19 protein-coding genes and 1 pseudogene are annotated in these 18,172 nt (G+C 64.3%); 7 read left to right on the top strand and 13 right to left on the bottom strand.

The window, feature by feature from the left end:
- Positions 1–27: 27 nt before the first annotated feature.
- A complete protein-coding gene (locus ACQY72_RS07105; RefSeq protein ID WP_428156542.1) occupies positions 28–1,119 on the bottom strand; it encodes an alkene reductase in 1,092 nt (363 codons plus the stop codon).
- Between the two features lie 42 nt (positions 1,120–1,161).
- Entirely contained in the window at positions 1,162–1,944 is a 783-nt protein-coding gene (locus ACQY72_RS07100) for an SDR family NAD(P)-dependent oxidoreductase (RefSeq protein WP_428156541.1), read from the bottom strand.
- Positions 1,945–2,047: 103 nt separating this feature from the next.
- Here ACQY72_RS07100 and ACQY72_RS07095 point away from each other — a divergent pair, with 103 nt between their 5' ends.
- On the top strand, positions 2,048–2,638 hold the full coding sequence (locus tag ACQY72_RS07095) for a TetR/AcrR family transcriptional regulator (protein WP_428156540.1): 591 nt from the start codon (positions 2,048–2,050) through the stop codon (positions 2,636–2,638).
- Positions 2,639–2,678: 40 nt separating this feature from the next.
- Here ACQY72_RS07095 and ACQY72_RS07090 read toward each other — a convergent pair whose 3' ends face one another.
- The 3 genes from ACQY72_RS07090 to ACQY72_RS07080 form a co-directional block, all read right to left on the bottom strand.
- Positions 2,679–3,410 (bottom strand): haloacid dehalogenase type II, encoded by a 732-nt coding sequence (locus tag ACQY72_RS07090; RefSeq protein ID WP_428156539.1) that lies wholly within the window; start codon positions 3,408–3,410, stop codon positions 2,679–2,681.
- Positions 3,411–3,543: 133 nt separating this feature from the next.
- Positions 3,544–4,707, bottom strand: coding sequence for an alpha-hydroxy-acid oxidizing protein (locus ACQY72_RS07085; protein ID WP_428156538.1), 1,164 nt, complete (start codon positions 4,705–4,707; stop codon positions 3,544–3,546).
- 67 nt (positions 4,708–4,774) lie between these two features.
- A complete protein-coding gene (locus ACQY72_RS07080; RefSeq protein ID WP_428156537.1) occupies positions 4,775–5,551 on the bottom strand; it encodes a class II aldolase/adducin family protein in 777 nt (258 codons plus the stop codon).
- Positions 5,552–5,658: 107 nt separating this feature from the next.
- Here ACQY72_RS07080 and ACQY72_RS07075 point away from each other — a divergent pair, with 107 nt between their 5' ends.
- The gene (locus ACQY72_RS07075; protein ID WP_428156536.1) at positions 5,659–6,333 is read left to right on the top strand and encodes a Crp/Fnr family transcriptional regulator; all 675 of its coding nucleotides are present in this window, start codon (positions 5,659–5,661) and stop codon (positions 6,331–6,333) included.
- Positions 6,334–6,351: 18 nt separating this feature from the next.
- Here ACQY72_RS07075 and ACQY72_RS07070 read toward each other — a convergent pair whose 3' ends face one another.
- Complete coding sequence (locus ACQY72_RS07070; RefSeq protein WP_428156535.1) at positions 6,352–6,810, bottom strand: PaaI family thioesterase; 459 nt, start codon at positions 6,808–6,810, stop codon at positions 6,352–6,354.
- Position 6,811: 1 nt separating this feature from the next.
- Between ACQY72_RS07070 and ACQY72_RS07065 the strand changes: the two genes are divergently transcribed.
- Both ACQY72_RS07065 and ACQY72_RS07060 read left to right on the top strand, forming a co-directional pair.
- Positions 6,812–7,366: a winged helix-turn-helix transcriptional regulator gene (locus ACQY72_RS07065; protein WP_428156534.1), complete on the top strand. Its 555-nt coding sequence runs from the start codon at positions 6,812–6,814 to the stop codon at positions 7,364–7,366.
- 60 nt (positions 7,367–7,426) lie between these two features.
- Positions 7,427–7,873 (top strand): MaoC family dehydratase, encoded by a 447-nt coding sequence (locus ACQY72_RS07060; RefSeq protein WP_428156533.1) that lies wholly within the window; start codon positions 7,427–7,429, stop codon positions 7,871–7,873.
- Between the two features lie 90 nt (positions 7,874–7,963).
- Here ACQY72_RS07060 and ACQY72_RS07055 read toward each other — a convergent pair whose 3' ends face one another.
- From ACQY72_RS07055 to ACQY72_RS07045, 3 genes are all read right to left on the bottom strand, one after another.
- A complete protein-coding gene (locus ACQY72_RS07055) occupies positions 7,964–9,199 on the bottom strand; it encodes a type II toxin-antitoxin system HipA family toxin (RefSeq protein ID WP_428156532.1) in 1,236 nt (411 codons plus the stop codon).
- The gene (locus ACQY72_RS07050; protein WP_428156531.1) at positions 9,196–9,504 is read right to left on the bottom strand and encodes a helix-turn-helix domain-containing protein; all 309 of its coding nucleotides are present in this window, start codon (positions 9,502–9,504) and stop codon (positions 9,196–9,198) included. The genes ACQY72_RS07055 and ACQY72_RS07050 overlap by 4 nt, the downstream gene beginning before the upstream one ends.
- Before the next feature lie 171 nt (positions 9,505–9,675).
- Entirely contained in the window at positions 9,676–11,349 is a 1,674-nt protein-coding gene (locus tag ACQY72_RS07045) for a hypothetical protein (RefSeq protein WP_428156530.1), read from the bottom strand.
- Positions 11,350–11,813: 464 nt separating this feature from the next.
- Between ACQY72_RS07045 and ACQY72_RS07040 the strand changes: the two genes are divergently transcribed.
- Both ACQY72_RS07040 and ACQY72_RS07035 read left to right on the top strand, forming a co-directional pair.
- Complete coding sequence (locus ACQY72_RS07040) at positions 11,814–12,620, top strand: AraC family transcriptional regulator (protein ID WP_428156529.1); 807 nt, start codon at positions 11,814–11,816, stop codon at positions 12,618–12,620.
- A gap of 224 nt (positions 12,621–12,844) precedes the next feature.
- Complete coding sequence (locus ACQY72_RS07035) at positions 12,845–13,777, top strand: CPBP family intramembrane glutamic endopeptidase (RefSeq protein ID WP_428156528.1); 933 nt, start codon at positions 12,845–12,847, stop codon at positions 13,775–13,777.
- Between the two features lie 500 nt (positions 13,778–14,277).
- Here the strand turns inward: ACQY72_RS07035 and ACQY72_RS07030 are convergent, their stop codons facing one another.
- Positions 14,278–15,207, bottom strand: a complete 930-nt coding sequence (locus ACQY72_RS07030) for a lysostaphin resistance A-like protein (protein ID WP_428156527.1) — start codon at positions 15,205–15,207, stop codon at positions 14,278–14,280.
- 17 nt (positions 15,208–15,224) lie between these two features.
- The gene (locus tag ACQY72_RS07025; protein ID WP_428156526.1) at positions 15,225–15,710 is read right to left on the bottom strand and encodes a MarR family winged helix-turn-helix transcriptional regulator; all 486 of its coding nucleotides are present in this window, start codon (positions 15,708–15,710) and stop codon (positions 15,225–15,227) included.
- 229 nt (positions 15,711–15,939) lie between these two features.
- Between ACQY72_RS07025 and ACQY72_RS07020 the strand changes: the two genes are divergently transcribed.
- Entirely contained in the window at positions 15,940–16,560 is a 621-nt protein-coding gene (locus ACQY72_RS07020) for a DJ-1/PfpI family protein (protein WP_428156525.1), read from the top strand.
- A gap of 713 nt (positions 16,561–17,273) precedes the next feature.
- Here ACQY72_RS07020 and ACQY72_RS07015 read toward each other — a convergent pair.
- Both ACQY72_RS07015 and ACQY72_RS07010 read right to left on the bottom strand, forming a co-directional pair.
- Positions 17,274–17,816 (bottom strand): cytochrome b, encoded by a 543-nt coding sequence (locus ACQY72_RS07015; RefSeq protein ID WP_428156524.1) that lies wholly within the window; start codon positions 17,814–17,816, stop codon positions 17,274–17,276.
- A pseudogene (locus ACQY72_RS07010) lies at positions 17,813–18,169 on the bottom strand (hypothetical protein); the annotation flags it as partial. The gene ACQY72_RS07015 and the pseudogene ACQY72_RS07010, both read right to left, overlap by 4 nt.
- Between the last annotated feature and the right edge of the window lie 3 nt (positions 18,170–18,172).

Below are 18,172 nucleotides of genomic sequence, written 5' to 3'. Positions count from 1 at the left end.
TCCTTCTTCGCGCAGCACGGCGGTCGATCAGGCCTGGGTGGCGTGGAGAGGGGGATAGTCGGTGTAGCCCGCCGCTCCGCCGCCATAGAGGGTCGCCGGATTGATGTCGGCCAGAGCCGCACCCGTCTTCAGACGTTCCACCAAATCGGGATTGGCGATGAAGGGGCGCCCGAAGGCGAACAGATCGGCCTCGTCTGCGCTGAGCCGGGCTTCAGCGAGCGCGCGACCGTAGCCGTTGTTGGCGATGTAGGTGTTCTTGAACCGGCGGCGCAGCGACCCGTAGTCGAAGTCGGCATTGTCGCGCGGCCCGCCGGTCGCCCCTTCGACCACGTGGAGGTAGACCAGACCAAGCGCGTCCAGTTGATCGACGATATAGTCGAACTGGGGCTGCGGATCGCTGGACGAGACGCCGTTGGCCGGCGAGGCGGGCGAAATCCGGATTCCGGTGCGATCGGCCCCGATCTCCTCGGCCACGCCGGCGGCCACTTCCAACATCAGGCGCGCGCGGTTTTCGACCGACCCGCCATAGGCGTCGGTGCGGACATTGGCGCCGTCCTTGGCGAACTGGTCCAACAGATAGCCGTTGGCGCCGTGGATCTCGACGCCGTCGAAACCGGCCGCGATCGCGTTGGCGGCAGCCCGCCTGAAATCATCGACGATGTCCGGAAGCTCCTCCAAGGTCAGGGCGCGCGGCTCGGACACATCGACGAAGCCGTTGTTGACGAAGGTCTTGGTCTCGGCGCGGATCGCCGAAGGGGCGACAGGCGCTGCACCGCCGGGCTGCAGATCGACGTGGGAGATGCGGCCGACGTGCCAGAGTTGCAGGACGATGCGGCCGTCTTCTGCGTGAACAGCATCCGTCACCCGGCGCCAGCCCTCGATCTGGGCCGGCGTGTAGATGCCGGGGGTGTCCTGGTAGCCCTGACCCTGCTGCGAGATCTGGGTCGCTTCGGCGATGATCAGCCCCGCCGTCGCACGCTGGCGATAATATTCCACGGCGAGGTCGCCGGGTACGAAGCCCGGCCCCGCCCGGTTGCGCGTCAAGGGCGCCATGACGATGCGGTTGGCCAGGGCGATGGGACCGAGGGCGTAGGGTGCGAACAGATCGGGGGTGGTCATTGGGGGTCTCGCAGTCTCGAAAAGGCGGAGGAGGTCTCGGAATCAGGCGCGGTAGCGATCCGCCGGAACGGTGGCGGCGAACCCGGGCAGCATGGCTTGGCGGGCGCCTTGGAAGGCGTCCCACAGGGCGGCGTCATGGAGCGGGGGAACGGTGACAGGCTCGCGCCGGTCGAACCCGACCAAGGCGGCGTCCACGAGGTCCGCGACCTCCATCAGGGGCGGTAGGTTTGCGGGGTCGGCGCCGGATCGGTCCCAGATTTCGGTTCGGGTGCCGGAGGGCACGACGGCCTGGACGTAGACGCCCTTGGGGCTGAGTTCGACGGCCAGACCCTGAGAGAGATAGAGCACGAAGGCCTTGGTCGCGCCGTAGACCGACATGCCGAACTCCGGCGCCAGCCCCACGACGGAACCGATGTTGACGATAGCGCCGGTTCCGGCTCGAGCGAAGCGGGGCGCGACGGCGTTGGCGAGGGCGACGACCGCCGAGACGTTCAGGGCGATCAGGTTCTGCTGGGCGGCGCTCGACTGGGTGGCGAACGACCCGCTGAGGCCTGCGCCGGCGTTGTTGATCAGGACGCCGATGCGGTCGTCTTCTTGCAGACGACGAGACACGGTCTCCACGTCCGACGCCTGGGTCAGGTCGGCCTTCACAACCTCGATCGCCACGCCGGTTTCGGCGCGCAGCGTCGAAGCAAGGGTTTCCATTCGCTGTGCGTCGCGGGCGACGAGCACCAGATCATGGCCCCGGCGCGCGAAGCGGTCGGCATAGACAGCGCCGATGCCGCTGGAGGCGCCGGTGATCAGGACAATGGGAAGATCGGGCATGTGTGAAACTCCTTGGGCCGTTATTCATGACGGCTATCATCTGAGTTGCCAAATATGATGTTCGTCATATATAAGTCAACAGGCCGAATGGAGAGTTTTTGAAATGAGGGTCACGCGCGAGCAGATGCAGGCCAACCGGATGCGGATTCTGGACGCCGCCGGCCGCCTGTTCCGCGAGAAGGGCTTTGACGCCGTCGGCGTGGCGGAGGTGATGAAGGCCGCAGGACTGACACACGGCGGTTTCTACGGACACTTCGAGTCCAAGGACGATCTCATCGCAAAGACGATCGCCCACATCTTCGGGAGCGGGACAGACGGTCCTGCAGACCTCGCGACCTACCTCGACGCCTATCTGTCGCCCTTGCACAGAGACAGCATCGCCAAGGGATGCCCGACGGCCGCCCTGATCGCCGACGTCCGCCGTCAGACGCCGGAGGCGCGTCTCGCCATGACCGAAGGCTTCAAATCCCAGATCGATCGCATCGCCTCGGCGATCACCGAAACGGAACTCGAGCCCGCGCGTCGGGCGGCCATCGGAGCCTGGGCCACATTGGTCGGCGCCATCATGATGGCCCGAACGGTCGAGGACCCGGTGTTGTCCGAAGAGATCCTGCGCGAGACGCGCGCCTGGATCGGCGACAAGGCGGACGTGCGACGCGATGAGGCGCCGGTCGTATCGGCTTCCGAAACCTAAGCTCGGGTCGGACGTCGCGGGCTTTCAATCCTGCCCCGGATCACGGACCCCACTGCGCCGCCAGGCCGGTCAGGCTGTCCGCCGACCAGTCCCAGTCCTGCGCGGCGCCCGCGTCCGGGGCCGTGCGGCCACCGTACTCGTTCGACCTTGAGATGTAGGCGGTCAGCAGGCCAGCGGCGCGCGCTGCGGCGAGATCGCTGTGGTGGGCGGCCACCAGGCAGAGCTGTTGGGGCGCCAATCCCAGGATTTCCGCCGTGCCGAGATAGGCTTGTGGATCGGGCTTGTAGACCCGGGTGACCTCGGCGCCGAGAATGGCGTCCCAAGGCAGTCCGGCCCGGCGCGCCATCTCCAGCATCAGGGCGATGTTGCCGTTCGACAGGGTCACGATGGGCAGGCCGGCCTTGAGCCGGGTGAGACCCTCGACGGAGTCCGGCCAAGGATCCAGCCGATGCCAGGCCGTGTTCCAATCCGACAGCATCGCCTCGTCGAGTGTCGTCGGGTCGATGTCTTGGGCGCGCAGCGTGGCGTCCAGCATCTCGCGATGAAGAACGTCGAGCGTCACATAGCCTCGGTTCGACGTGCGATAGGCGGCCATCACCTCGATGTAGCGAAAGCGCCAGGCGTCGGCGAAGGCGGCCGGATCGACGTCGTCCCGGCCGATCCGCTGGAGAAACCCGGCCGACTCCTGGGTGATGCTGGTTCGCCAATCGACCACGGTGCCGAAGACGTCGAACGCCAAGGCCATCGGCCTTGGGGAGGAGGATTGGGACACGACAGGGCTCCTGCGGGCTGAGGATCCAGGTGACGCCCAGACCGAACTGGCTGGGCCGATGAGCGCGCCCGTCGCCAGGCCGGCGATCATGAGGCGCCGCCGGTTCATGACGTCGCCCTGGACGGGAGCCGGGTCAAGTCAGCCGCTCCGCGCCGGCGGCGCGAACGTCGGCGAGGGTGGGATAGCCGTTGACGGCCATCAACAGATCCGCCTCTGCGAGGATGGAGCGCAGGACGTGGGCGGCGCCTTCCGCTCCGCCGAGCGCCAGGCCGTAGAGATAGGGGCGCCCCACGCCGACGGCCCGGGCCCCGAGGGCGAGCGCCTTGACGACATCGCTGCCGGATCGGACGCCGGAATCGAACAGCACGGGCGTATCGCCGCAGGCGGCCACCACGCCGGGGAGATGGTCGATGGCGGCGATTCCGCCATTGGCCTGTCGTCCGCCGTGATTGGAGCAGTAGATGGCGTCGGCCCCGCCGTCGATCGCCCGTCTGGCGTCATCGGGATGGCAGATCCCCTTGAGCACCAGCGGTAATTTGGTGAGCGACCGCAGCCAAGCCATGTCGTCCCAGGTCAGCACCTTGCCGAAGGTCGCCATCCACTGACGGACCGCAGCGGGAAGGTCCTCGTGCGGCGGCTTGTCCAGCATCTGCAGAAAGACGGGGTCGCTGAAATAGTTGCTCAGCACATGGCCGCGGAGTTGGGGGAAGTTCCCGCTGTTCAGGTCGCGCGGCCGCCATCCCGTCAGCCAGGTGTCCAGCGTGACGACGATCGCCTTGTAGCCGGCGGCTTCGGCCCGGCGGACGAGGCTTTCTGTCAGATCACGGTCCTTGGGGGTGTAGAGCTGGAAGAAGCCCGGCGTCTCGCCGAGCGCGTGTGCGACATCCTCAAGGGGGTCGTTCGTCAGCGTCGAGATGGTGAGCGGAACCCCCGTCGCCGCTGCGGCGCGAGCGGCGGCCAGGTCTCCGTGTCCGTCCTGGGCGCACAGGCCCGCCACGCCGATCGGCGCCATGAACAGCGGGTGGGGCAGGGTCAGGCCGAACAACTCGACCGACAGATCGCGCGTCGAGGTGTCCACCATCATGCGCGGCGTCAGTCCCCAGCGACGAAAGCCTTCGGCGTTGCTGCGCTGGGTGAACTCGTCGCCGCAGCCGCCCTGGACATAGTTCAGAACGGACGTGGGCAGGGCGGCTTCAGCCCTTTGCTCCAGCGTCGCGAAGTCGACCGGAACCTTGGGCAAGACCCCGTTCAGGCCAGCGAGATAGAGTTCGTTTTGGTAGTCGCCGTAGTGCGCCAAGGCCTTGGCTCTCCCGTCAGTGATGGAACCGGAAATGGGGCGGGGACATCCCCGCCAAGGGACGGCCTTAGTCCCGGAAGCCGGGATCGATGCGGTCCAACTTGCGCAACAGGGCGGGCCAGGCCAGCGCGTCGGAAACCATGGTCATGGCCTCGGCCCCGGACTGAGACTCGACCTTCTCGGCGACGCCCTGGTTCGGCGTATTGAGGCCGCCTCGTCCGGCGCTGAGCATCAACACCTGAGCCTCGCAGGCCCGTTCCAGGAAATACATCCGCATGAAGGCCTGGGCCACGGTCGAACCGACCGTCAGGGTGCCGTGATTGCGCAGGATCATCGCGTGGCGCTCGCCGAGGTCGGCGACAAGCCGCTCGCGCTCGTCCAGGTCCGTCGCGATCCCCTCGAAGTCATGATAGGCGACGTCGTGCCCGGCGATCATCGCCGTCTGGGTGTGGGGAAGGAGCCCTTCGGCCATGGCCGACACCGCCTGCCCGTGCGGTGTGTGCAGATGTAAAACAGCAGTCGCGTCCTCGCGCGCCGCGTGGATGGCCGAGTGGATCACGAAGCCTGCGCGGTTCACCGGCGCCGGGCTGTCCGAGACCTTGTTCCCGTCGATGTCGATCTTGACCAGGGACGAGGCGGTGATCTCCTCGAACATGCGGTCGTAGGGGTTGATAAGGAAGTGATGCTCCGGCCCAGACACGCGCGCAGACAGGTGGGTGAAGATCAAGTCGTCCCAACCGTAGAGGGCGACCAGCCGATAGGCCGCCGCCAGATCGACGCGCAAGGTCCATTCTTCCGGCGAGACGGCGTCGCTGGCCGGAATTGCTTGCAGTGCCGTGGTCATGCTCGATCCTCCCGTTATCGTCCTTGTTGTTGCCTGCACGGTGACACAGCCGGGACGATGAGAATGTCGCAAACTTGACAATTCGGATCCGGCCGCGACCCTAGGGCATGGACGCCGCCGACCTCGCAATGCTCGATTCCGATCCCTGGTTCGGCGACCTCCCGTCCCATACGCGCGCTCTGTTGCTGGACAAGGCCCAGGCGCGGGTGATCCCGGACGGCGGACGGATCTATGGGTTCGGAGACCCCCCGAATGGCCTGTGGGCGGTTCTGGAGGGGCAGGTCCGGCTCAAGGGCTATCCCGCGCCAGGCGTTGAGTTTGTGGCCCTGATCGCCGGCCCCGGCGCCTGGTTCGGCGAGGTCTCGACCCTCGACGGCGGTCCGCGTCCGCATGACGCCGCCGCGTCCGGGGCCGCGCGCGTCCTGCACCTGTCGATGGCGGCGTTTGGTCGGCTCGCGGAGACGACCCCAGCCCTCTATCTGGATGTCGGGCGGCTGGCTTGCCGACACCAGCGGGTCGCCTTGGATTTCATCGCCCAGACCGTGGCCCTGCCGTTCGAGGTGCGTCTTGCCAAGCTGTTGGAGGGCAGAACCCGGGACGACAGCGGCGTCCTGACCCTCCGTCAGGAGGATCTCGCGGTGATGTTGAGCGTCTCGCGCCAGACGCTCAACCGCGGCTTGAGAGGCATGGCGCAGGCCGGCGTGATCAAACAGGCCTACGGTCGCATCGAAATCTTGGATCGCGCCAGGCTCAAGGTCACGGCCTCGGCCGCTGACCGCTGAGCACCTGTCTCGTTCAGGTCACGACCGCTCCACCTGGAAGATCATCAGGGTGGAGGTAGCGCTGGCGCAGAGCCGCCCCTGTGCGTCCACCAACCGGGCCTCGGCGAAGGCGGCGCGCCGGCCCCGGGAGGCGATCGTTCCCTCGCATCTGACGGGTCCGCTCGTGTCGCTCAGGCCCCGGTGATAGGCCACCTTCAACTCAAGCGTGGTGAAGCCCTCGCTCACCTCCAGAGTGGAATGGACCGCGCAGCCGCAGGCCGTATCGAGCAGGGTCGCGGCGTATCCGCCGTGAACCGAACCGATGGGATTATAGACCGCGCGACTGGGACGCCCTTCGAAAACGACCCTCCCGCGTTCAACCTCGATCAGATCGAACGCCAGCGTTTCTCCGATCGGCGCCTTGAGATCGCCCCGGAGAATCGCCTGCACCTGGGCCAGGCCGTCCACACCCGTCAAGTCGCTCGCCACAACGGCCATCGTGGCCCTCCCCAACAATCTCGACCTATCGGTAAGTCTTGAAAGAGGACGGAGTCAAGGTTACTCCAAGGCGATGAAATCCGGGGAACTGGCACAATCGACCTGCGGCATGGAACGCGCGCTTGCGATCGTGGGCGATCGTTGGGCCTTGACGATTCTGCGGGACGCCTTTCTGGGCGTCAGGCGCTTTGAGGACTTTCAGCGCCGATCGGCGATGGCGCGCAATGTTTTGGCCAAGCGCCTGGCGCTGCTCGTGAGCCATGGCGTCCTGGCCCGGACCGTCTATCAAGATCGTCCGATCCGGCATGAGTATCGGCTTACGTCGAGAGGGCAGGGCCTGTTTCCGGTCGTCCTGTCGCTCGCAAGTTGGGGCCAGGCGCATCTGGCGGAAGATCATGCGCCCGCGACCGTATTCCGTCATCGCGACCGCAACCATGACATGCGTCCGATTCTTGCCTGTTCTGCATGCGGTGACGAACTTCACGCGCGATCGGTCGATGTCGAAGTTCAATCCGACGCCGGCGGGGCCCCGGCGGTGCGGGCGTTGTCCGGATAAGCCGGTCGCGAAGCCTGAGGTCGTCAACGACGACAGGCGGGTAGAGGAAAGGTTGCGCTCATGGAATATTTCGAGGACGTCGCCGTGGGCGACACGGCTCGGTTCGGCGCCTATGCCGTCGAGCGGTCGGAAGTCATCGCCTTCGCCGAGAAGTTCGACCCGCAACCGTTTCACCTGTCCGATGAGGCCGCCGCCGCGACGCCTTTCAAGCGGCTCGCCGCCAGCGGCTGGCATACCTGCGCCATGACCATGGCCATGACGGTCGCCCATGGTCAGGAACGCCGACAGGCGCTTCTTGGCTCGCCGGGGATCGACATGCTGCGCTGGCTCAAGCCGGTCTATCCCGGCGACACGCTTCGCTGCGAGACGGAGGTAGTCGAGACACGCCGCTCTGAAAGTCGCCCGACCATGGGCCTCGTCAAGACCGCTGTTACGGTCTTCAATCAGGACGACGTCGCCGTCATGACGTTTGTCGCCAATATGATGATGCAGGCTAGGCCTGCCTGACGAAACGCGCGGGCTGCATATTGCTATAGCAGTTGTCCAGGTCTCACCGACCGGGATGCGCCATTTCGGAAACCCACGCCCCTTTCAGCGTCAGGAGAAGGCGGCCAGCCGAGACCCGATCAGCTTGATCTGCGGCTTGGTCACACCGTGTCGAGCCGCCAATTCGGGCCATGCTTGTACAGCTTCGCGAGTGTTCCCAATGATGGCCTGCACATCAATCTTCGGCAGCCCCGCCACCTCTCCGAGCTTCGTCAGATCGGCGATCGACGGCGCCTTGCCTTGCCCCATGACCGTCGTCGTCTGCTCCCCGCCGGGTCCGGACGAGAACGTCAGATCATAGGCCGGCGACAGTCTCCACTCGCCTTTGGCGTTCATCAGGTAGGTGAAATTCTTGCCGTGGTCGTCTCGGTTGTGGGCGATGACGTTGAACACGGCCATGCGGAACATCGCTTCGACCTCACGGACATCTCGCGTGAGGCCCTGGGTCAGGGCGACCAGCATCTCGTAGTCGAGCGAGGGGATCCGGTGATCCGCATGAAGAAGGCCGGACGCCGTGTGCGCATGCAAGCAAGCGCTTCCCACCCGATCGAACCGCTTGGTGGCGAAATAGGCTCCGCCTTTCGCTGTCTCGATCAGACGCGTTTCGGTCATCGCGACGCCTGCGGCTTGAGCCATCTGCGCATAGACGTATTCGATCGCGCCCGCGTCCTTGCCGTCGTGGGTGTTCGGAAACTTGACGAGCCAGGCTTCATAGCCGGGTGGTAGCGTATCGACGCCGTGGACCAGGTCTCCTGTCTCCGGATGCAAGCCGATCATCGCCTTGGGCCGTGCCCCGGTTGAAGAACCGTTGAGGGCGATGAGCTCCTCGAGAACCTCATCGGCCTCCCCTTGCAAGACGTCCCGGGACTGAGCGGCGAGACGGTCCAGGTCGAGGTCAGCCTCCGGCGCATCGGGCGCTTGGTCGGGTTCGTAGACGAGGGCTCCCATGCCGCGCTTGCCCACATGGGCGAGGCGATCAAGCGGCGTCACCTGTTCGGGAAGGATGCCGTTCGCGCGCAAGGCGCGATCAAACAGAAGGCGTCCCCAACCATCCGGCAGGCTGTCGTTATAGACGCCGGGCAGTCCTTCGAACAGGTGAGGATCTCCCGGGAACAGGCCTGGCCGCAGAGGCAGGCGATGCGGGGAGATCTCCAAACTCGCTGAGACGAAGGCCGCATCATACTCGAAGTAGATACGCCGATCTCGGGTCGCGAGCCGCCCGACCGGGACGGCGCCGTCCCCGAAATCCAGACCGACGCTCACGGCGTTGACGGGGGTGATCTTCACGTCCGCCATCCGCGTTTGCGTGAGGGCTTGGGTGACGATTCCAGCACTTGGTCGATCGATGCGAAAGCTGTGGCCTCTGGCTCTGAAGCCTTCAACATCGCCTCTGCCGCCCCCAAAGCGATCAGAAGCTTCATAAGGGCTTCCGTGGACGTCTGGCCGGTCTGTTCGAACTTCTTCAGCGTGCCGAGCGGAACGCCGGATCGGGCGGAAAGGCCGGCTTGGGTCAAACCAAGCCCGAGACGCCTTTGCTGGAGGTTGGAAGCCAACTGCTCCAAAGCCCTGCTTGGTGTTAAAAAAGCTATCATGAGAGCTATTATAGCGAAATAATTGACATAACTGCTATCGTTATATCCCTAGATAGCATGCCTTCACATTGCCTAAGGCCGGCTTTCACCCCAAGAGACGCCACTCGCTAGGTAAGAAGGAACACTCCTTGCCTCCGAGGTTGAAGGCCTGCGAACGCCGCCAGACGGGTCTCAGGAGCGCGGAACGGCCAACGCCGACCGTGGCATCCAGCCACTGGTTGAGCCGCCACTGTAATCGAACACCTCGACCTCCACCCAACTACCCTGCGCCCGTCTGACCCGGACAAGTTCGTCCGGGAACAGCTTACGGATGGGCGCCGCCGACTGATCGGGTTCAACACGCAGCCAGGAGGAGCGGTTCAGCCCTCGCACGTTCCGGTCATCCCGGGCGGCTTGAACAATCTCCGCCTGCGTCTGCGCGATCCGGTTGAGAACAGCATTGTTCTTCGTTTCCGTAGCGATAAGCGCCTGGGTGTCGCGATCATCGAGCTCAAAAGCCACTGTGGTCGCGATGGCCGCGACGGCCAGAAGGACTGCTATGAGATTGACCAGGCCGTGGCGCCCCACGAGGTCGGCGCGATCCAACATCGAAAGGCGGTCGGGGATGCGATCCACGCGATCCTGCAAACCCTCCAGACCGCCTGAATCGAAGGCCTGGATGTCCCCGACGATCTCGCCCACCGGGGTATTCCCGTCGGCGGCATCGTAGTCGCGCAGAACAGCCGAACCGGCGCTCGGCGGGGCGCCTCCAACTAGGATGGCGTCTGCGGTATAGAGCCAGCCCGGACGGCCGTGCACGCCGAGCGTGTCCACGATCCCGGCAAGCGTCGTCGCGTCAGCCATGTCTGCGGCCGAGAAGATCGCGAGGCTTGCAAGCGCGGCCCGGGGAAGACCCAGATCGAGTTGGCGATTGAGCGACCGGGCCCAGGAGGGCGTTCCGGAGATTGCAAGGGCGAGGGCGGAAGCGGTTTCCGCCCGCCGCCAGGTGTCCAGCACACCATCCGTGGCGGCGCGCTCAACAGCCGAGAGTCTCAGAGCGTCGGCGAGGCCGGCGGTCTTCAGAATGCTCTGACCCTCCAGCGCGGTCCGGATCGAGCCTTGGAGAAGGTCCCTGTCCCGCGTGAGGATGCTCAGCCCTTGGGTCCAGCCTGACGCTACGTCCAGCAAGGGCGAGTTCGCGCGCATCATCCTCGATACCGTGCTGTCCTCCCCCATGGCGGCGAGCAGGGTCGAGGAGACGCCGACCCGCCCCAAGGTCTCTTTCAGCGCAAAGGCAGGGCTGGCCTGTCGCATCAGTTCGGACAGCTTACTCTGTTCGGCCAGAACCCGGCTGATGCCGATTGCCGCCTGCTGGGTTGCGCCCAACTGACGGTCATAGCGCGCCGCCGCCTTCTGTCGCGCCAACTCCCGGTCCGCGATCTTCGCGGCGACAATCCGGACGAGGGCGGCGGCAGGGGCTTCGTCCGGCAATATCGCCACCGAGGCCTTGGCCATTTCCGCGTCCCGCGCAACCACCTTCCCGCCCCGGCTTTCCAGATGGGGCAAAAGGAAGTCGAAGGCGGCTGCGATCACCTGCGTGGCGAAAGCGTCCACGGTTTCGAGCGGGATGGCGGAGACGGCAGCGGAATCGAACGCCGCCGGCGCCGCCTCCCACGCCTGGTCCGGGGCCGCAATGCGCGCCCGTTCGGTCAGCAGCGCCTTGACGAAATCGGGACCATCCGGCCAGCGCGACTGGCGCAATCCTCGCCTGGCCCAGGTGTCGAAATCCCCCGAACCGACGTCGATTGTCACAGTAGGGAGGCCGGGCGTTTCGACGACGACGAATGCGAGTTTGCTCAGATCCATAGCCGCTTCGTACGATGGCGTTCGGCCGACCGAAAGATGGCATGGCGGCCAACCGCGGGCAGAAGGTATTGACCCGAAAATTGCCGTACAGTTACGGCTGCGTCCGCCGTGAACTGCTCGTGGACAGGCTCATCGCGGCGTCGCGCTCGCCCGCGCCGTCTCGATTGCTGCCCTGAAGGTCTCGTTTCCGGCCGCAAGCCAAAGTCGCATCTCGACCCATTCAGGACTTTCCTCCTCCCGAGGAGTGTAACCAAACGAGGATGGTTACTGTTGGAAGCGGGCGAGATGGCAAGGCCCGATGCGCGGATGAAATCGACGTCATGACATAAGCTTAAGCTTAAAGTTGTTGTCGGTTGTGCGACATGGCGTGGCGGGTCGGTGCAGAGTTCGACCCTGTTGAAAGCGCCTCATGCAATTCCTCGCCCTCACCCATCGATTCACGTCTGCAGGAGGGATAGAGCGGCATGTCGTGTGACGAGACTGGCTGGATAGTACGGGCGCCGGGTGACTTCGAGCGGTTTGAAGCGTCCCTCAACGGGGCAGCCTATGGTCCACACCGGCACGACACATACGCCATCGCCATAACCGTCGCGGGGGTGCAGACCTTTTCCTACCGCGGATCGCGGCGCCATTCGCTGCCCGGTCAAATCGTCATTCTCCATCCGGATGAGCTTCATGACGGTCACGCCGGGGACGAGCGACACTTCCAGTACCGGAGCGCCAGCGTCGCACCATCCGCGCTTCAGGAGGCTCTCGGCGGACGCCCTCTTCCTTTCCTTGCCGAGGGCGTATCTGACGACGCGCGGCTTCACGCGGCCGCCACGGCCCTTGTTGGTGATCTCAACCAAGCCCTCGGTGGCCTGGAGTATGATCAGGCCATGCTCGACCTCGCGGAGGCACTGTCAGAGCTTGGGAGTGAACAGACGTATCACCGACGCGTCGACCTCCGGGCGGTGGCGATGGCGCGCGCGTTCATTGACGCCCACGCGGACAACAATGTCCGACTTGATGATCTCGAACGCGTCAGCGGGCAGGATCGTTGGCAGCTCTCGCGCGGATTTCGGGCGCTGCTGGGCGTCAGTCCATATCGCTATCTGATCTTCCGCCGCCTCGACACAGCGCGAGCCATGATGAACGGCAGGACCCCGCTTGCAGAAATCGCCGCTGCCAGCGGATTCTCTGACCAGAGCCACCTGACGCGACACTTTCGGAGCGCCTACGGCCTGACGCCGGCGCAATGGCAACGGCTCAATCGGCCTAGACCCGTATGAGGCGCGCCCGCAGTCTCCATATCACGCTTGGGCCCGGAGACTTTTTCGTCGTCCCAAGGGGCGAGGAACACCGCCCGCACGCGAGACGCGAAGTCGAGCTTTTGCTCATCGAGCCTTCTGGCACGCCCAACAGCGGCGACCCCGAAACCGCCGCCCCGCGTTAGTGGGAGTGAACGCACACGATCGTTCTATAACTGGACCGCGACCCGCTTCAGTCTGCGGGTATGAACCTCAAGACCATTTACAGCACCTCACCGGCGCGCGGCTGGCTTCCATGGGCGCTTCTCGCTCCCGTCATCTGTATCGCCCTCGCGATCGCCACCGAGATTCCGTCCGCACTTTTACTTGAGCGGTTCGGCTTTCAGGATGCGCAAGGCGAATTCGTCGGCGCCCAGGGCCTCACGGCGATGCTGTTGGTATCCTTCATCACGTGGCTGCTCGCCGTCGCCGCGTGGATAGCCGTCGTCGAGCGGCGGAATGCCCGCACAATCGGTCTTACGAGAGCCGGTGCGACGCAAGGATTCTATGGCGGCCTGGTCGTTGGTGTCGTCATGCCGTCGGCAATGATAGCCTGTATCTGGTTGGCGGGCGCCTACGAACCTGGCGCACTGTTTCCGGCCGCTCAGTTCTCTGGCGCAATCATCGCAATGGCTGGCCTCTTCGTAGGCTTCCTCGTTCAAGCCAGCATCGAAGAAATCATTTTCCGTGGATGGCTCACCTCGGTCATCACACGCCGCACGAACCTCATCGTTGCCGTCCTGTTATCGTCGCTTACCTTTACGCTGCTCCATTTCTCCCGGGGTCAGCCCTGGCTCGTCACCGGCAACATTCTGCTTTTCGCTCTCTTCGCGAGCGCGTGGTCAATCTCATCCAACAACATCTGGGGTGTGATGGGGTGGCACGTGGGATGGAACTGGATCATAGCCACCGGCTTCGACGTGCCGGTCACCGGCCTAGACGCGGGCGTGCCCGCGCTCATCGTCTCGCTGGCCCCAGCAGGAACGGACTTTCTCACCGGTGGCTCGGATGGCCCGGAGGGAAGCATCTTCTGCACGCTGTTCTTGGTCTGCGGCATCATCTTCTTTATGTGGCGCATCGCACGAAAAGGCAGAGACGTCGGACCGGATCACAACAAACCTGCGGGCGCGCAGATTTGACGATGCGGCCAAGCACATCCCCGACACTCGTCCCCACCCCAAGATCCTCGATTAGAATATGCCTCGCCTTCAGGGGTTCGGCGCTCTCCAGCACTCTGACCTTGCCCGTGATGGTGCTGACAGCTCGCTATCAGGCCATCGACATTCAGGAAGCGATCAAACTGGGCGCGAAAGACTTATTGGCGAGGCCCTCAAAGACAATCAGCGGTTCATGAGGTTAGAGCGGCTGCTTCGCTCGACGGCGTGACCAGCGGCCCAAATCGCTTTCATCTAGCGCCAGAGTTCCGTGGAAGCGCTGGGCGTGAACAACTCCAGCGTCGGCTTTCCACCCCTAGCTGAATCGCGCGGAGTCTGCTTTCGGACCGTCACCGGAATGTCGGGTTTCCGGCGGGACGCCAACTTCGCAAGCCGACCGGGTGCGGACATTCGGAGATGGGCTCAAGTCGAAGCTATGACCTACGAAGCTTTGATCTAGCGACGATGGGGGGGGGCGCAGTCAGCTACGCCGGTTTAGAGAAATGCCCTGCACGCCACGCAAGTGCCATCACCACAAGTCCCACGGTGGTACAGACGACGAGAGCGGGCAGCGAGGCCTCGGGTCCGAAGGCTCCGCCGGTCAGCCATTCGGGAAAGCCCGGCCGCGCCGTGCTGCTGGCGACGGCGGGGCCAAAGTCACCGCCGCTAACGGCGGCGCCGTAGAGGTAGCCCTGGGTGAAGTTCCAGGCGGCGTGGACGCCGATCGACACCCAGACCCGCCCCGTCAGGGCGTAAAAGGCGCCCAGCATGATGCCTGCCTCCAAAGCGATGCAGATTGCCGCGAACACCGTGGCGTTGGGGTTGGCGATATGGCCGAAGCCGAACAGGGCGGCCGAGACGGCGAAGGCGATCCACGGCCCAAACGCTCGCCACACCAGACGAAGAAGGATGGCGCGGATCATCAGTTCCTCGACCACGCCCGACTGAGCGGCGCGACCTGCGGCGACCCAGATCGGAGCGGCGCCCAGGCTGCGGATCTCATACAAATCTAAGCCCGTCATGATCGCCATCACGGCCGCGAACATCCCCGCACCTATCAGCAGGCCGATGCCGAGTTCCGGCAGCAAGGGTTTCAGCGCGATTTCGGACGGCTTGCGCCCTTCGGCCAGCCGCACAGCCAAGGCATAGACCGCGAGGGCCGCCAGAGCCCCGATCAGACTCGCTGCGAATTTCCAGGCTCCGGTCTGGGGCATTAGATGGCCCAGAACCTCGGTCAGGGGCAGCGAAGAGAAGGCCGCCAGAAAGAACAGGGCCACGGCCCAGCCCAGCGCCCGCAACCAGCGCAGCGGCCCCGGATGCAGGAAGCGCCTATCGCCTAACTCAGGAGGTCTAATCCCCTGACGGGACGTGAGAATGCGCACCGCGGCGGCGGTGGAAAACAGTGTCGAACGCATGGAAACTCCCTAGGCGTCTATGTTTGGGAAGGCTCAGTTTGGATCTTGGCAGCATCAGCGATGCGGATGCCAAAAGAGCGCCGGTGCAGGGCCGTTATGGCCTGGCCCAGCACCTCGGTCAGCGGCACAGAAAGCTCTGAATCCAATTCGGCGGCGGCAGCGTTGGTCGCTGCCTGCTGGCGTTCCAGAGCAGGTATCATGGCCTCGGTCATCGGCATCAGCATCACGATCCGCTCGCGTGCATCGGTGCCGGGCGTAAGGGCCACTAGTCCTTCCCGAACCATTTGTGAAACGGTCTGGCTCACCGCCGAATGACTGACACCGATCTCTACGGCGATCGCCTTGAGCGAGGTTGGCCCTGATCGCGTCAAAGCGCGGAGCACGGGCGTGTAGCGAGGTCTCCACGGCAAGCCAGCAGTAGCGTAGGCGGCCTCCACCTCGCCATCGAGCAGGTCGATCAAGCTGCGCAATAGCGTACCAAGAGTGGGGGAAGTGAAGGTCATGAGGGAGATATATAAGCGCTGTTATATAAGAGCAAGCATCTTTGCGGCGCGGCCGAAAGGGCCTGTCCAATGTGGCGGAAGACTCTGTTTACGTGACCTGCGGTTTTGGAAAGCGCGAGCAATGTCTGATTCCCACCCGTTCCGGGCATTCAGAATGTCCGCTCTTGAGTCGGCACCGTAACTCGGCGAACGTGCCGTCCTCTCCTCATCTCCCCGCGCCGAGCCAGTCATGCAGATCGCCATCCTAACCCTTGACGGATTCAACGAGCTGGATTCCTTCATCGCAGCGGGCATCTTGAACAGGATGAAGTCACAGGGCTGGGCGGCCCACATCACCTGTCCTACGCCGGAGGTCACCTCAATGGCGGGGGTAACGGTCCAGCGCCAGAAGCCGCTGGAGTTCTTGGCGGACGCCGACGCGGTGCTGATTGGCAGCGGGATCAAGACCCGCGATTACGCCGCCAATCCCACTTTCCTGTCGCGCCTTCCGCTGGACCCGGCGCGTCAGCTGATCGGCGCTCAGTGCTCTGGCACGCTTCTACTGGCCAAGCTGGGGCTAATCGGCGACCTGCCCGCCTGCACCGATCTGACGACCAAGCCTTGGGTCATCGAGGCGGGCATCAATGTGGTGGATGCGCCCTTCGCCGCGCACGGCAATGTCGCAACCGCCGGTGGCTGCCTTGCCTCGCAATACCTCGCCGCTTGGATGATTGCGCGCTTGGCAACGCAGCGTGACGCCGAAGAAGCTATCCACTACGTCGCGCCGGTCGGCGAGAAGGCCGAATACGTCCAGCGTGCGATGGCGGCGGTGACGCCATTTTTGCAAGCCGGAGAGATGCGGGCTGCATAAACCAGCATGGTCTGCAAACCACCCCTTGGAGGCCCTGCGGAGATCCGCTTTTAAGACGCGAGGTCGGCGGCAGAATCGCGCCTGGGGAGGTTATGGCGGGCTCCAGCGTAGGCGCGCCTGGAGCGATTCGAGCTGCTACTCCTGCTGGGTGAACTTAGAGGGAGCAGGGACCCCGTAGTTGTGCAACCAATCGCAACCAAACGTAGAATTTCGGTAGAACGAAAAGGAAAGAAAACAGGAACTGTGTGTGCAAATTTTGCACACGAAGAACTATAAATGTCTGAATTAAATCAGAAAGTTACCCAATCCATCATCGGGGCGATGGAGAGCGTGCGGGATGGGTTCAAGGACATTTTTGGCGATATCAGAATGTTGGTTGGCGACGTGTGCACTCGATTTTACGCCGTGGTGCGACGTTCTTTCCGGCTTCTCGAAATCTCAGTGCACACAGAGCGCACACGAAAATGGCGACATATTCAAAGCTCCCGTCCGGAACATGGCGGGTCCAGGTCAGACGGAAGGGCCGCTATATAAGCGAGACCTTCCTCAAACGCGATGATGCGCGCCGCTGAGCCATCGAGACGATCGTCGAGACGTTCCGACGCCTGAGCGGGGCTGCGCGTCTGCGGGCGTTCGGCGAGCTGGTCGATCTGCACATCGGCGCCATGAAATCGGTCAGGAAGGCGCCCGAGCCCGTCGGCATGTCCAGGCGGTCAAACCATCCGCGACAACACTCCGTCGCGCCGAATCCCGTGCCAGGCCGCTGCAGCGATATGTAGGAGAGTCAGGCCGGCGAGCGCCCAGCCAGCGGCATAGTGGACATGCCAGGCCGCAGCGCGCAACCGCTCGTCGTCAGGGTTGGGCGTCAACAGCCGTGGGATTTCGACAAGGCCCAGAACCTTCATGTCGGCGTCCATGTGAACCCAGATGAGGTAGCCGCTGATCGGCAGGACGAGCAGCAGCCCGTAGAGCATCCCATGCACCGCGACGGCCGCGATCGAGGCGACTTCTCGCGTGGGCGACTGTGCCGGCGGCCGGGTGGAGAGACGCCACAATACGCGCAGAACTATCAACCCCAGCAGCGTCATGCCTGCCTGAAAGTGAGTGCGGATCAGTCCGAAACTGGCATCGCGATCCGCCGTCGTCTCGGCGAGCCAGCCGGTGACGAACTGCCCGACGACGAAGGCCGCCACAGCCCAGTGAAGAGTACGGGCTACGAGGCCCCAGCGGGCCGGCGTGTTGCGCCAGGCGATCATAGGGACGAGGGATGCGTTTCGAGCCGGATATTGCGTTCGGCGATCCAGCCTGAAGCGGGGTCGCGACGCAGGGTGACGATGCCGGAGCCTCCACGCCGTTCCTGGCGGGCGTGGTAGTCGCGATCGACGCCGAACTCACCGTCGAACACCACGTCATCGATGTAATAGGGGCGCCGGCCCGGTTCACCGATGAAGAGATGCACATGCGCCGGCAGTTCGCCTGACGGATAGGGCGCCGGCTTGATCGTCTCGAAACGATAACGACCTTCGCGATCCGTGCGGACCCAGCCGCGCAGGCGCCCGTGTCGACGGCTCCACTCCGTGTCCTCGGACCCGTCGGCGTACAGGCCGCGTGC

The organism is Brevundimonas sp. (genome assembly GCF_965279155.1).
Lineage (GTDB): Bacteria > Pseudomonadota > Alphaproteobacteria > Caulobacterales > Caulobacteraceae > Brevundimonas.
Note: the sequence above shows the minus strand (reverse complement) of the source record. Positions and strands in the feature narration are given on the sequence as shown.